Here is a 14,558-nt window from a genome sequence, read left to right on the forward strand (position 1 = left end):
GTCACGACGCCGTTCCGTAAACCACGTAGCGGTTCCGCCCGGTATTCTTGGCTTCATAAAGCGCGGTATCGGCGTGGCGCAAAACGTCACTGGTACTCTCCCCGGGATTGGCAAAGGCGATCCCGGCGGAGCAGCTGTAGCGAAACTCGGGCATGTCGCGCAGAGGGGCTGCATCGGCCAGTGACGACAGGAGCTGCCGCATCAGGCTTTCGGCGCCGTGCATGCGCGAGCCACTGAGCACCAGCAAAAACTCTTCCCCGCCAATCCTGCCGAGAAGGTCGTCACGCCCGGCAGCGGCGGACAGTCGTCCTGCAAAATCTTTCAGCACGAGATCGCCGTAGGCATGGCCGAAGCGATCGTTGACGCTCTTGAAGTGGTCGATATCAATGATGATGACGGCGAGCGCCTGCGCCTTGTTGGGTCCAAGCAGGTGGTTGAGCGCATCCATGGCGTAACGCCTGTTTCCGAGCCCGGTCAGCTCGTCGCTCAGGGCGGATTTCAGCGCCCTGTCCCGCTCCTGGCGCAGATCGCGCAATTCGATGCCAAGTTCGGAAACATCGGTGACCACGCATAGCATCCAGCCGCCCGGCAGCGTGGTCTCGGTCGTCAGTATCCAGCGCCCGTCATTGAGACTGGTCTCAATGGTCCGGTACGGCAGCTTGCCGCGCCTCGTCTTGGCCGAGCGCAGCCAGAGTTCGAAATCCGATGTCTCGATGGCCGTACCGGTCGCGTTGCGAAAACCATTGCGCATCAGTTCCACCCAGCTCGGAAAATCGCGCTGTCCGATACCGAGCGCGGCGCGGAAGGCACTGTTGGCGAACCGCAACTCATCGCTGCCATCAAACAAAGCGTATCCCTGCTGCGATGCTTCCAGGAGGGCCATGAGCTGCCGGAAGAAAACGCCCATATCGCCGTGAACGACACCGGCATCGTCCGGCGCTGCATCCTCCACTGCATGCTGGCTGATTTTGTGGGGCATATAATTTCCAAAACTAAAAACGACCGAAAACCAAATACAGCATGTCCATATGGACATTCCGAAATTTAATAAATATTTACGCTCGATAGCAAAATGGATACATCTTCAATCCGGTTACTTCGACAAAGCTGACTTTAACAGAATTCCCTTAAAGCCGTCGCCTAGAACTACACTGCTCTTTCTTAAAGGAATTGTAATCCCGTTTACCATGCATTGCCAGGATTGCCGCAACTTTGCGACTGGCGCGCGGGCACGGGCGTTCGACCGAAAAAAGACCCACGGCGCTTGCCATTCCGCCCGCCCTGTGCAATCAACCGCCCTCCTCTGACATCGGGGTGCCAAGAGCATCCCTTATTTTCACGCCGGGCCATCCAGGGCCGGGCGGGTTCTTCTATCGACACAAGGAATATGGCGATGACGCAAAAGCGGGCTCTCGGCCTCGATTTCGGCACGACAAATACGGTCATGGCTCTTTCCGACAATGGCGGCGCAAGCCATTCCATGCGCTTTACCAGCAGCGCCGGCACGGATGACAGCATGCGCACGGCCCTCTCCTTCATGAAGGACGCCGGCCTCGGCGCGGCCGCCCTGCATGTGGAGGCGGGCCACGCCGCTATCCGCCAGTTCATCGACAATGCCGGCGACTGCCGTTTCCTGCAATCGATCAAGACGTTTGCGGCGTCACCGCTGTTTCAGGGCACGTTGATCTTCGCCAAGCGGCAGAGCTTCGAGGATTTGATGGAAGTGTTCCTGCGCAAGCTGAAGACCTATGCCGGGACGGAATGGCCCGATGATGTATCGACTGTCATTGCCGGCCGGCCGGTGCGTTTTGCCGGCAGCAATCCGGACGAGACGCTGGCGCTTGCCCGATACAACGAGGCGCTGAGCCGGGCCGGTTTCCCCGAAATCCACTATGTCTATGAGCCGGTGGCGGCCGCTTATTATTTCGCGCAAAGCCTGAAGAAGGACGCCAACGTGCTGGTGGCGGATTTCGGCGGCGGCACCACCGACTATTCGCTCATCCGTTTCGAAACCCATGCCGGCAAGCTTTCCGCCACCCCCATCGGCCATTCCGGCGTCGGTGTTGCGGGCGATCATTTCGACTTCCGCATGATCGACAATCTGGTGTCGCCGGAGATCGGCAAGGGCAGCAAGTTCAAGAGTTTCGACAAGGTGCTGGATGTGCCCTCCGGCTATTACGTGAATTTCGGCCGCTGGAACCAGCTGTCGATCTTCAAGACCTCGAAGGAATTCACCGATCTGAAGTCGCTGGTGCGCTCGGCGCTGGAGCCGGAAAAGCTGGAAATGTTCATCGACCTCGTTGAGCATGATGAGGGCTACCCGCTCTATCAGGCTATTTCCGCCACCAAGATGGCGCTCTCCTCGGCGGAAGAAGCGGAGTTCAACTTTGCGCCGCTCGGCAAGGCCGGACGCAAGATGGTGAAGCGCAGCGATTTCAACAGCTGGATCGCCGAGGACCTTGCCAAGATAGAAGAAGCGCTCGACGAGGTTCTGGAAAAGACGCAGGTTTCGCCAGATGCGATCGACAAGGTGTTCCTGACCGGCGGAACCTCCTTCGTGCCGGCGGTGCGGGAGCTTTTCACCCGCCGTTTCGACGCCGACCGCATCGAAAGCGGCGGCGAGCTGCTTTCGATTGCCCATGGTCTGGCCATGATCGGCGAAAGCGGCGATATTCAGCGCTGGACAGTGTGATTTGCGGGTTCCCCGGGCGGGGAACATGGGGTAATTTCCGCCCATGATCGCCGCTCAAGACCTCTCCCCGGCCGAACTCGCCGCCCTCCTGCATTTCCATGCGGATGCGGGCGTCGACTGGTTGCTGGAAGAGGCGCCCGTAGACCGTTTCGCCGAATTTGCCGCCGCCCGCCCTGCCCGGTCCGCGCCTGTTCAGGCGGCGGCGACATCTGCACGGCAGACTGAAAGGCCCGCGGATCGCGGCGCCGATGTGCCGCAGCGGCAGGGAGCAACGCGCAGTGCTCCCGCGCGCGGAGCGCCGGCAAGTCCTGCCGTTCAGCAGAATGTCGCCATGCCGGATGAGCAGGCGGTGGCAGCGGCGCGTTTTGCCGCAGAAAGCGCGAGATCGCTTGCCGAACTGAAAACCGCGCTTGAGGGTTTTTCCGGATGCAACCTCAAGAACAGCGCCCGCAATACGATCTTCACCGAAGGTGACGCTTCCTCGGGCATCATGGTCATCGGCCCCATGCCGGATGCGGATGACGATCGCGAGGGCCTGCCCTTTGCCGGCAAGACCGGCCTGCTGCTTGACCGGATGCTGGCGGCCATCGGCCTTAAGCGCAGCACCATCATGCTCGGCAATGTGGTGCCGTGGCGGCCACCGGGCAACCGCCCGCCGACCCAAGCCGAAATGGATATCTGCCGCCCCTTCATCGAGCGCCAGATCGCCCTTGCGGAGCCAAAACACCTGTTGCTTCTGGGCAACTTTACCGCACGTTTCTTCTTTGGCGGCACCGGCACAATCCATACATTGCGCGGACAGTGGCGTGATGTCGCAGCCGGACACCTTGTTTTGCCGGCGCTCGCCAGCCCGCACCCCCAGGAACTATTGAACGCCCCGGCCAGTAAGTCCTTGGCATGGCAGGATTTATTGATGTTTCGGGCAAAGATCGCCGAAGGCTGATTGCCTCATTCCTGCTCAATGTAAATGAATTATGAAAATAGCCATGCGCATTACGCATAACAGCGGCGCATTTGGTCAACTTGCCGAATCCATGCTGCGCTGCGATATACGGCCATGTCTTGGGAGGAATTTCGGTTAAAGGAACCAAGGCAATGACCACTCGCTTCCGTCCGGTGCATTCCGGCTTTGAATCGCTCCGCCTGGCGGGCCTCGGCCCTCGCTCCAGTCAGGGCTACCATCGTTTCGGCGCAGCCGCTAACGAACAGTTGACCGCACGCGCTGCAATGCAGCAGGTCCGCGTGACGCGTCCCTCGGCAGTCTTCGCGGATTTCCGCGAGCGCTGAGAAGCACTCAGGCCGGCTTACACTGGCTTACAGATATGATTGCGCGCTGGCGTCTTTCCTCGGGAAGGCGCCTTTTGCTTTTGTGGGTGTACGATCATAAGTCTCCGTCATGCCGGACCTGATCCGGCATCCAGCCAGCCCAAGTCCTTGGGCTGAAAGAACTCCTTCGCCGCGCGGACGCGCGTCGGCTGGATCCCGGCTCAAGGCCGGGATGACGGAAGCGGTTGCCCTGAAACACCGGCAATAGCGCTCCTCACCCCTGCGGCGTCGAGGCCTTGCGCGCCGCGCGTCGCGCCAATCCCAGCTGATGTTCACGGAAAATGATGAAGATGCCGGCCAGGATCACGATCGCCGTGCCGATGAGCATCGTCAGCGTGGGTATGTCTCCGAAAAGGACGTAGGAAACCACGATGCCGAAGACGATGGAACTGTATTCGAAGGGCGCGATGACCGAGACCTCGGCGTGCCGGTAACTCTCCGTCAGGAAGATTTGCGCGACGCCGCCGCAGATGCCGCTGGTTATCAGAAGCAGGGTCTGCGTCACTGTCAGCACGCTCCAGCCGAAGGGAACGCTGATGAGCGACAGCAGGGTGGCGGTGAGCGAAAAATAAAGCACGATGGTTGGCGTCTTTTCCGTTTCCACCAGTTGCCGCACCTGGATCATCGCCAGCCCGCCAAGGGCGGCACCACACAGCACGGCAATGGCGCCCAGCCCCTCACCCGCGGCAAACCCGCCTTCCCTGAGAAGCGTCATCTTCGGCCAGAGAATGACCAGCACGCCGATCATTCCCACGAAGACTGCACTCCAGCGATAAATGCGCACCTTCTCATGCAGGATAAAGGCGGCAAAAACCACGGCGAGAAGTGGCGAGGCATAACCGATGGCGATGAATTCCGGCAGCGGCAGCATGGTCAGCCCGTAAAAGCCGCAGGCCATTGAGAGGATTCCAAGAAAACCGCGCTTGAAATGGCCGAGGAGATTGTTGGTGTGCAGCGCACTTGCGAGCGCGTGAAGCCAGGCAAGATAAACGACAATCGGAATGATGGCGAAAGCCGAACGAAAGAAGGTGATCTGGCCGGCCGGCACATCCCCCGCGGCCTTTATACAGGTCTGCATGACAAGAAAAAAGCCAACCGAAATCAGCTTCATGCTGATCCCGCGGAAGGGATTCATCGGTTCGGCGTTCATTAGCAGTTACTCATATCGGCTGCGCAGACACGCCATCGGGAGGTTTCATGCGGGGGAGACGACGCGGGGGAATTGGATTTGCGCAAGGCTAGAGCATTCCTCCGGCGCTTTACAACAAAAATTGTGATTTATCCCTGAATTCGGGTGATGGCGTGGAGAAATCGAAGCCTCGCAAGGCAGGCGCGAAGGCAAAAAGTGGCACGCGCTAAAATTTGAAGAAAATAAAATATAATTTCAGCAATCGTTCAACATTTGCTGCGATGGTCCGTTGGTCCGGCAGCGGGGAGGATCGTCTGCATGGCCGGCAAAGCCTTCCATGGCGGGACAGAATGTCCTCCGACGCGCACATGATCGTGACGAATATTCTACCCATTTTACATCCGGGCCTTATGACGACATGATGCCGGGAAGACCACGCAAAGTTATTCAGGGACAGTCATGCGAACAGACACGGGCCAGATCGTTCACCTGGCGGATTACCGCCCCACCGATTTCGTTCTGGAGCGGGTGGATCTCACCTTCGAACTCGACCCTAAAAATACCAAGGTCGAAGCCCGTCTGATCTTCCACCGGCGCGAAAGCGCCGACCGGCATGCACCGCTGGTTCTTGATGGCGACGAGCTGAAGCTTTCCAGCCTGCTGCTCGACCAGGTGGAGCTGCCCGCCGCTCAATATGAGGCCACACCGGACAGCCTGACCATCCGCGACCTTCCCGCTGAATCTCCCTTCGAGATCTGCGTCACCAATTACATCAACCCGCAGGTCAATACGCAGCTGATGGGGCTTTACCGCACCAATGGCGTTTATTGCACCCAATGCGAAGCGGAAGGTTTCCGCCGCATCACCTATTTCCCCGACCGTCCGGATGTTCTGGCGCCTTATACGGTGACGATCATCGCGGCAAAGGAAGGTAATCCGCTGCTGCTCTCGAACGGCAATTTCCTGGGCGGCGGCAATTACGACGAAGGCCGTCACTTCGCGGCCTGGTTCGATCCGCATCCGAAACCGAGCTACCTGTTCGCTCTCGTTGCCGGCGATCTCGGCGTGGTGGAAGATACTTTCACGACCATGTCCGGACGGGAAGTGGCGCTGAAGATTTATGTCGAGCACGGCAAGGAGCCGCGCGCTGCCTATGCCATGGATGCGCTGAAGCGTTCGATGAAATGGGACGAAGAGCGCTTCGGCCGCGAATACGACCTCGACATCTTCATGATCGTCGCCGTGTCGGATTTCAACATGGGCGCGATGGAGAACAAGGGTCTCAACGTCTTCAACGACAAATTCGTGCTGGCCGACCCGGAAACCGCCTCGGATGCGGACTATGCCAATATCGAGCGCATCATTGCGCATGAATATTTCCACAACTGGACAGGCAATCGCATCACCTGCCGTGACTGGTTCCAGCTGTGCCTGAAAGAAGGCCTGACGGTCTATCGCGATCAGGAATTTTCCTCCGACATGCGCTCGCGGCCGGTGAAGCGCATTGCCGATGTGCGCCACCTGAAATCGGAGCAGTTCCCGGAGGATTCCGGTCCGCTGGCGCATCCGCCGCGCCCGGATACCTATCGCGAAATCAACAACTTCTACACGACGACCGTGTATGAAAAAGGTGCCGAAGTCACCCGCATGATCGCCACGATCCTCGGCGCTGAAGACTTCAAAAAGGGCATGGACCTCTATTTTGAACGTCATGACGGCGAAGCTGCAACGGTTGAGGATTTCGTCAGGAGCTTTGCCGATGCCAGCGGTCGCGATCTCTCGCAGTTTTCGCTATGGTACACCGAGGCCGGCACGCCGCTAGTCTCCGTTTCGTCCGCTTACGATGCCGGCAAGGCCACTTTCAGCTTGACGCTGGAACAGACGACCGCGCCGACCCCCGGCCAGCCGGTGAAACAGCCACGCCACATTCCGCTTTCGCTGGCGCTGATCCTCGATAATGGTCAGATCGCCGAACCGCAGGCCGTCGAAGGCGGCGAGTATCGCGACGGCGTACTTCATTTGACCCAGCGCAACCAGACCTTCTCCTTCTCCGGCATTTCCTCGCGGCCGGTGCTGTCGATCAACCGCAGCTTCTCCGCGCCGATCAACCTGCATTTCGAGCAGAATGCTGCCGACCTGGTGCAGATTGCCCGGCATGAGACGGATATGTTCGCGCGTTTCCAGGCGCTGACCGATCTCGCCCTGCCCGTGCTGATCGCCGCCACCAAGGCGGTGCAAAAAGGCGAAGACGTCCGCACCGATGCCGACCTGATCGCGACGCTCATCGAAATCATCGGCGACGACGCGCTTGAACCAGCATTCCGGGCGCAGGCACTCGCCCTGCCCAGCGAGACCGATATCGCCCGCGAACTCGGCGGAAACACGGATCCCGATGCCATCCACAAGGCGCGCAACGCCACGATCACGGCGATTGCGACAGCCGGCCAGGACACACTGCGGCGGCTTGCCGACGATGCTGCCAATGGCGAGGCCTACAGCCCCGATGCCGGAAGCGCCGGGCGGCGTTCACTGCGCAACGGTGCGCTGACCTTCCTCGCCTTTGCCGAGGGAACGCCGGAGCGGGCGGCGAAGGCCTATGCCGGCGCCACCAACATGACCGATCTCGCCCATGCACTCAGCGTGCTGACGCAGCGCTTCCCCGACAGTGCGGAAACGAAGGAAGCGCTTGCCGCTTTCGAAAAACGCTTCGCCGACAATGCACTGGTGCTCGACAAGTGGTTTTCGCTGCAGGCCGCCATTCCCGGCGAAGGCGCTCTTGATCGTATCAAGGCACTGATGAAATCGAAACATTTCATCGCCACCAATCCGAACCGGGTGCGTTCGCTCGTCGGCACGCTCGCCTTTTCCAATCCTACCGGCTTTCATCGTGCCGATGGCGCCGCCTATCGGTTCCTCGCAGAGCAGATCATCGCCATCGACAAACGCAATCCGCAGCTTGCCGCCCGCATTCTCACGTCCATGCGCTCCTGGCGCTCACTTGAGGCAAGCCGCGCCGACCATGCGAAAGCAGCGCTTTCCACCATTGCCGAGGCGAAAGGCCTCTCGACGGATGTAAGCGATATCGTCGGGCGTATCCTGAAGGGCTGACTTTCCGCCGAAGCTCCGACATTCTGACCCATTCCGCGACGCCGTCTTGATTTCCATCAAGGCGGCGTCGTGCATCATGCAGCATCCTTCGTGCGAAGGGCCGCGGTTGGCCCGGGATCAGACAGGAACCTCAGATGACGGATATGTCCAGAACAAGCGCTTCGTTTCAGCGTTTCATCAGCGATGCTCCAGACCATAAGGCGGCGTGGTTTCAGGCCGTGCAGGCTCTCGGGGCCGCGTCCACGCTCGACGTGAAGACACAGAGCCTGATCTACATCGGCATTCTTGCCGCCCTCCGCCTGGAAAGCGGCATCGGTTTTCATGTGATGGAAGCCAAGTCCCACGGCGCGAGCCGCGACGATATCATCAGCGCGGTGCTCACCGGTCTTCCTGCCGCCGGAAATGGCGTGATCAGCGCGCTTGGCCCTGCTCTCGATGCCTTCGACGGAGCCTGAAACGTTACACGCGGCATTCCCAAGCAGCCGGAATTGAAGCGCCGCCTCACTGTTTTTCTTCATGAATCCCGCTTTTGCCGAAGCGGAAGCAGACTGTCCCGAAAAAATACGGAGTCGGTTCAAGGGGTTAAAATTCTTTTAACTTTTGCCTCTGGACAGGGCGAATCCCATTTGATTCATTAGAGATATTCGAGCGGCGGCGCTTCGAATCACGGGGACATCTAAAAGGCGGGACAATGACGAACGTGCGGCGGGCGACTGCGGGCGATGAGCGGCCGTATGCCAAATTTTCTGATCTAGCGGCCTGGGGCGAAAAGCTTTCCAGTGACCTGATGGGTTTGATGAGCGGCGCGGAACGGCCCATGCCGCAGGTCGAGACCCTGCTGAAGCGCCTCATTCCCATTCTCATCCTCGCATTTCTGGTGGTCGTGGCGGCCTCGCGCATGCTGGGCATCGTCGCCGAATACAGCCGCATGGAAGAAGCCGCCCGCCACTCCACGGCTTTGACGGCGCTGACCGCCAAGGCGGCCCTGCTGAACGACGGCACTGTTTTCACCTCGCAGGACCGCACCCGCGCCGAGGCAAGCCTTGTCGCCGCGTTGCCGCAGGGAAGTCTTGCCGATGGTACCATGGTGCTGCTGTCGGGCAGCAACGGTCGTATTTTTGCCGGTTCCGGCAAGGAGGCAATGCTTTACATTGGCACCTCCCTGCCTGCCCTGCTGCCGGAAATCGCCATCGTGCAGCGTTTTCCCGGCGCTCCCGGAACCATCGAGACCAATATAGACGGCCAGCAGCATTACGCGACGATGATCCCCTTCGGAAACGATGGTGCCATGGTCATCGCGGCGCGGTCGCTGCAGCCGATCCGCTCGTTCTGGCGCAGCGAAATCGCCATGAATGTCACGCTGTTCGCGGGCATTTCCTCCATCCTGCTCGTGGTGCTCTATGCCTATTACATGCAGGTGAAGCGCGCCCGCGATGCCGACGACATCTTCGCCGAATCCAACCTGCGGGTGGAGACGGCGCTCTCGCGCGGCCGTTGCGGCCTGTGGGATTTCGACCTTTCCACCCGGCGCATGTTCTGGTCCGGTTCGCTTTACGAGATTCTCGGTATGCCGCCCAAGGCGACACCGCTGTCCTTCTCCGATGCGGCGCGAATGATGCATTCCGAAGACGGCAATCTCTATGAGCTTGCCCGGGCTGTCGGCTGCGGCAACCTGCGCCAGATCGACCAGATCTTCCGCATGCGCCACACCAAGGGCCATTATGTCTGGTTGCGTGCCCGCGCCCAGGTCATCCGCACCAATAATGGGCCGCGTGTCATCGGCATTGCCATGGATGTCACCGAACAGCACCGCCTTGCGCAGCGCTATGCCGAGGCCGACCAGCGCCTTGCCGACGCCATCGAATCCACGTCCGAAGCTTTCGTGCTGTGGGACAAGAACGACCGTCTCGTCATGTGCAATACCCATTACCAGAAGGCCTATGGCCTGCCGGACAGCGTGCTGGTGGCAGGCACGGAGAAATCCACGGTTTATGCCGCAGCAGCCCGGCCGGTCGTCGAACGTCGCGTTGCCGATCCCGATCAGTCTGGCCTGTCCCGCACCACGGAGGTGCAGCTTGCCGACGATCGCTGGCTGCAGATCAACGAACGCCGCACCCGCGATGGCGGCCTCGTCTCGGTCGGCACCGACATCACGCTTCTGAAGCGCCACCAGGAACGGCTGCGCGATTCCGAGCGGCGACTGATGGCCACCATCGGCGATCTCTCTGCCTCGCAGCACAAGCTGGAGCGCCAGAAGACCGAGCTTTCTGACGCCAACGCCAACTACCTTGCCGAAAAAGAGCGCGCCCAGGCCGCCAACCGGGCGAAATCGGAATTCCTTGCCAATATGAGCCATGAGCTGCGCACGCCGCTAAACGCCATCCTCGGCTTCTCCGAAATACTGCTGAACGAGATGTTCGGCCCCGTGGGTTCTCCCAAATATTCCGAATATGCGCGCGACATCCATGACAGTGGCAAACATCTGCTCAACGTCATCAACGATATTCTCGACATGTCGAAGATTGAGGCGGGCCATATGCGCATCAACCGCGAGACCATCGATCTCGCGCCGCTGATCGAAGAAACGCTGCGTCTGACCGCCATCCAGGCCGGACAGAAGAACATCACCGTGCAGCAGAAGGTCTGCGCCGGCCTCACCATGCAGGGCGACCGCCGCGCCATGAAGCAGATCATGCTCAACCTGCTCTCCAATGCCGTGAAATTCACCGGCGACGGCGGCAGCATTGCGCTGCGCACCCATGTGCATGAGGCTGCGATGATCCTCACCATCGCCGACACCGGTATCGGCATTCCGACACAGGCGCTGGAAAAGATCGGTCAGCCCTTTGAGCAGGTGCAGAGCCAATATGCCAAGAGCCAGGGCGGCTCCGGTCTCGGGCTTGCGATTTCCCGCTCGCTGGTGAAGCTGCATGGCGGAACGATGAAAATTCGTTCCTGTGAGGGGCGTGGCACGGTGGTGACGATTATTATTCCGCATGCGGCGGGGGTTTGTGGGACGGTGCATTGAAGCTTGGTGGGTGTGGTTCACCCCCCTCTGCCCTGCCGGGCATCTCCCCCACAGGTGGGGAGATAGATATGCGGCAAGGTTTTGCCCATCTCGACGTTAGAGAATGAAGTGGCGATAGCGGATCTTGCCGATCTCCCCCCTTGAGGGGGAGATGCCCGGCAGGGCAGAGGGGGGTAAGCCACACCCACCGACATCACCCCCCATTCTTCACCACCGCCACAAACGCCTTCCGCACCGCCTTCGCCAGCCGCTTCACCTCTCCCTCCAGCGTCGGAATGTCAGGGCAATCCCCCGCTCGGCACACGAGATCAGTGAGGCCCGCCGGCGCTTCCTTCGGATTGAACGTGCCGTCGATGCACAGCCTTACGATCTGCGATATCTCGGTATAAAGCCCCATCGCCGCCATGCAGTCATCGAAGGCCTGCGGCTCCATCACCGGAGCGGCGAGCGCCTGGAGCGCCTCGGCCGTGTTGCGCCCCGGTTCGTGCGCGGCAAGCCCCTTCGCAGGCCCTACGAGCGCCAGATATTGGGCGATGAATTCAAGGTCGATCAGGCCGCCATTGATGAGTTTGAAGTCCCAATTATTTTCCGGCGGTTTTTCCTGCTCGATGAGGCTGCGCATTTCCAACACATCGGCCGAGACCTTGGCCACATCCCGCTTTTGCGACAGGACGGAAGCAATGATGCGGCGCGCATCTTCCATCAGCGAGGCATCGCCGCAGATCAGGCGGGCGCGCGACAGCGCCATGTGCTCCCAGGTCCAGGCCTCCTCACGCTGGTATTTTTCGAAGGCGGAAATGCGGGTCGCCACCGGCCCCTTGTTGCCGGAGGGGCGAAGCCGCATGTCGACCTCGTAAAGCACGCCTTCTGCCGTCGGGGCCGACAGGGCGGCAATCAACCGCTGGGTCACGCGGGTGAAATAACGCACCACATCGAGCGGTTTTGCGCCGGTCGATTCATGGGCGGCATCATCATAATCGTAAAGCAGGATGAGATCGACATCCGATCCGGCCGTCAGCTCGAAGGAGCCGAGCTTGCCCATTCCCATCACGGCGACACGGCCGCCGGGATAGGGCCCATGTGCCGCCTCCATCTCCGCCAGCACCGCATTCAACGCCGCCTCGATCACCAGATCGGCAAGATGCGTGAAAGCACGGGCGGCGACTTCGCCACGGATCGCGCCGGTCAGAAGCCTCACGCCGATGAGGAAGCGCTGCTCAGCGGCAAAGATACGCAGCCGGTCGAGAATATCCTCGTAATGGCGGGCATTGGAGAGGAAACTGCCCATGCGGTGAGCGAGATAGTCGCGTGTCGGGATGTCGCTCATCAAAGCCGGGTCCAGCATGCCGTCAAAGACATGCGGGCGGGCGGCGATGATTTCGGCCAGACGCGGCGCGGAGGACATGATCGTTACCAGCAGGTCGAGCAGCGCCGGGTTGTTGCCGAGCAGCGAGAAAAGCTGGATGCCTGCCGGCAGGCCGGAGAGGAAATTGTCAAAGCGCAGCAGCGCCTCGTCGGCCCGCTTGCTCTCACCAAAGGCGCGCAGCAGGTCCGGCGTCAATTCCGTCAGCCGCTCGCGGGCCTCGACCGACTGAGTCGCCCGGTAACGGCCATTGTGCCAGGTGCGGATGACGCGGGAGATATCCTCCGGCCGCTCGAAACCGAGGGCGGAGAGCGTCTTTAACGTATCGGGATCGTCCTTCTGACCGGTGAACACCAGATTGCCGGCCTCGCCTGACAGTTTCACTTCCTGTTCGAACAGCGCCGAATAACGCCGCTCCACCAGCCGCAGCACCTCTTCCAGCTTTTCCGAGAAGGCCTTGGTATCCTCGAAACCCAGCATGAAGGCGATGCGCTTCAGTTCGGCTTCGGTATCGGGCAACACATGGGTCTGCTCATCGCGCACCATCTGGATGCGATGTTCCACCTCGCGAAGGAACCAATAGGCATCCGTCAGGCTGTCACGGGTCTCGGCGTCGATCCATTTCGCCTCGGTCAGCGCCGCCAGCGCCTCCTGCGTTGCGCGCACCCGCAGCGCCGGCATTCGGCCGCCGGCGATCAGCTGCTGCGTCTGGGCGAAAAACTCGATCTCGCGGATGCCGCCGCGCCCGAGCTTGACATTGTGGCCCTTCACCGCAATCGCGCCGTGGCCCTTATGGGCGTGGATCTGCCGCTTGATGGAATGAATATCGGCAATCGCCGCATAATCGAGATATTTGCGGAAGATGAAGGGCGTGAGCTCGCGCAGGAAATTCTCACCCGCCTTGATATCGCCCGCCACCGGCCGTGCCTTGATATAGGCAGCGCGCTCCCAGTTCTGGCCCCTGCCCTCGTAATAAAGCAGTGCCGCTTCCACGGGGATGGCGAGCGGTGTGGAGCCCGGGTCTGGCCGCAGCCGCAGATCGGTGCGGAAGACATAACCATCGGCCGTGCGCTCCTGCATGATGCGCACCAGACGGCGCATCATGCGTCCGAAATTCTCCGTCGCGTCGTAGGGGTCGTCCATGATCCCGGCGGAGGGTTCGAAAAACACCACGGCGTCGATATCGGAGGAATAATTGAGTTCGCGGGCACCGAGCTTACCCATGCCGAGCACGATGAGGCCCGATCCTTCGCTGGGGGCGGCAACATCCTTCAGTTTCAGCTTGCCACTCTCATGGGCCGACAGCAGAAGGTGATCGATGGCGGCAGAGAGTGCCGCATCCGCCATGTCGCTCAGCCAGCGGGTCGTGTCACGCGCAGTGAAGATACGGGCGAGATCGGCAAGTGCCGCGACGAAGGAGAGCCGCCGTTTGGCGATCCGGAGCCTCGACATTACCTCGTTTTCGCTCGGTATGCCGCCGTCCTCTCCCGGTTTCCAGCAATCGCGCGCCTGACGCACGAGATCGGCGAGCAGTGGCTCCAGAGGTTTTGAAATGGCCAGTGACAACAGCCCCTCATCGGCCGCCGCCATGTCGCGCAGGTAGGGGGAGAGCGTGAAGGCCGCGGCAACGAAGTCTTTCAGGGCGCTTTCGTCGGCAAGCAGCGCGGCCACCGCCGGCTCGCTTCTGCCGATGTCTTTCAGAGTGGAGAGCACGGATTTCAGCTCGGTCTGCGTATAGGGGCGGATCACGCCCGCCAGCACGTCGTTCAGCCGCCTTTCGGCGCTTTCCGGTTTCGTCAATGCTTCTCTCCCTCTCCCGAGCCCGTTTGTCCTTCGGCCATACCGGATTTTTCAGGACGGGCCGCTCTCCCCACGCTAGCCATCCTGCCGTTGCATCACCGAAGCCTGCAGG

General features: G+C 60.6%; 9 protein-coding genes. 6 read left to right on the forward strand and 3 right to left on the reverse strand.

Annotated features, from left to right (window positions below; all coding sequences use genetic code 11):
- Position 1: 1 nt before the first annotated feature.
- Entirely contained in the window at positions 2–979 is a 978-nt protein-coding gene (locus FHW77_RS15530; RefSeq protein ID WP_004440835.1) for a sensor domain-containing diguanylate cyclase, read from the reverse strand.
- Between the two features lie 414 nt (positions 980–1,393).
- On the opposite strand from FHW77_RS15530, the gene FHW77_RS15535 reads away from it, so the two are divergent.
- From FHW77_RS15535 to FHW77_RS15545, 3 genes are all read left to right on the forward strand, one after another.
- The gene (locus tag FHW77_RS15535) at positions 1,394–2,692 is read left to right on the forward strand and encodes an Hsp70 family protein (RefSeq protein WP_004440833.1); all 1,299 of its coding nucleotides are present in this window, start codon (positions 1,394–1,396) and stop codon (positions 2,690–2,692) included.
- Positions 2,693–2,735: 43 nt separating this feature from the next.
- Positions 2,736–3,635, forward strand: coding sequence for a uracil-DNA glycosylase (locus FHW77_RS15540; RefSeq protein ID WP_004440832.1), 900 nt, complete (start codon positions 2,736–2,738; stop codon positions 3,633–3,635).
- Positions 3,636–3,787: 152 nt separating this feature from the next.
- Positions 3,788–3,979: a hypothetical protein gene (locus FHW77_RS15545; protein WP_004440829.1), complete on the forward strand. Its 192-nt coding sequence runs from the start codon at positions 3,788–3,790 to the stop codon at positions 3,977–3,979.
- A 253-nt stretch (positions 3,980–4,232) separates the two neighbouring features.
- Here FHW77_RS15545 and FHW77_RS15550 read toward each other — a convergent pair whose 3' ends face one another.
- Positions 4,233–5,168 carry a DMT family transporter gene (locus tag FHW77_RS15550; RefSeq protein ID WP_004440828.1) on the reverse strand — a complete coding sequence of 312 codons (936 nt, stop codon included), beginning with the start codon at positions 5,166–5,168 and terminating at the stop codon, positions 4,233–4,235.
- A 438-nt stretch (positions 5,169–5,606) separates the two neighbouring features.
- Between FHW77_RS15550 and pepN the strand changes: the two genes are divergently transcribed.
- The 3 genes from pepN (at position 5,607) to FHW77_RS15565 (ending at position 11,283) form a co-directional block, all read left to right on the forward strand.
- The gene (pepN, locus tag FHW77_RS15555; protein ID WP_004440825.1) at positions 5,607–8,255 is read left to right on the forward strand and encodes an aminopeptidase N; all 2,649 of its coding nucleotides are present in this window, start codon (positions 5,607–5,609) and stop codon (positions 8,253–8,255) included.
- A gap of 134 nt (positions 8,256–8,389) precedes the next feature.
- Positions 8,390–8,710 carry a carboxymuconolactone decarboxylase family protein gene (locus FHW77_RS15560; RefSeq protein WP_004440823.1) on the forward strand — a complete coding sequence of 107 codons (321 nt, stop codon included), beginning with the start codon at positions 8,390–8,392 and terminating at the stop codon, positions 8,708–8,710.
- A 236-nt stretch (positions 8,711–8,946) separates the two neighbouring features.
- Positions 8,947–11,283, forward strand: a complete 2,337-nt coding sequence (locus FHW77_RS15565; RefSeq protein WP_004440821.1) for a PAS domain-containing sensor histidine kinase — start codon at positions 8,947–8,949, stop codon at positions 11,281–11,283.
- A gap of 193 nt (positions 11,284–11,476) precedes the next feature.
- On the opposite strand, the gene FHW77_RS15570 is transcribed toward FHW77_RS15565, so the two are convergent.
- Positions 11,477–14,446, reverse strand: a complete 2,970-nt coding sequence (locus FHW77_RS15570; protein ID WP_004440818.1) for a bifunctional [glutamine synthetase] adenylyltransferase/[glutamine synthetase]-adenylyl-L-tyrosine phosphorylase — start codon at positions 14,444–14,446, stop codon at positions 11,477–11,479.
- Positions 14,447–14,558 lie beyond the last annotated feature (112 nt).

Source organism: Agrobacterium sp. RC10-4-1, from assembly GCF_014138475.1.
In the GTDB taxonomy this organism is placed as follows: Bacteria; Pseudomonadota; Alphaproteobacteria; order Rhizobiales; family Rhizobiaceae; genus Agrobacterium; species Agrobacterium pusense.

Bases quoted from the DNA above. Each gene is read 5' to 3' on its own strand.
- FHW77_RS15560 (WP_004440823.1), top strand. From the start codon at position 8,390: ATGACGGATATGTCCAGAACAAGCGCTTCGTTTCAGCGTTTCATCAGC.
- FHW77_RS15530 (WP_004440835.1), bottom strand. From the start codon at position 979: ATGCCCCACAAAATCAGCCAGCATGCAGTGGAGGATGCAGCGCCGGAC.
- FHW77_RS15535 (WP_004440833.1), top strand. From the start codon at position 1,394: ATGACGCAAAAGCGGGCTCTCGGCCTCGATTTCGGCACGACAAATACG.
- FHW77_RS15545 (WP_004440829.1), top strand. From the start codon at position 3,788: ATGACCACTCGCTTCCGTCCGGTGCATTCCGGCTTTGAATCGCTCCGC.
- pepN (WP_004440825.1), top strand. From the start codon at position 5,607: ATGCGAACAGACACGGGCCAGATCGTTCACCTGGCGGATTACCGCCCC.
- FHW77_RS15565 (WP_004440821.1), top strand. From the start codon at position 8,947: ATGACGAACGTGCGGCGGGCGACTGCGGGCGATGAGCGGCCGTATGCC.
- FHW77_RS15550 (WP_004440828.1), bottom strand. From the start codon at position 5,168: ATGAACGCCGAACCGATGAATCCCTTCCGCGGGATCAGCATGAAGCTG.
- FHW77_RS15540 (WP_004440832.1), top strand. From the start codon at position 2,736: ATGATCGCCGCTCAAGACCTCTCCCCGGCCGAACTCGCCGCCCTCCTG.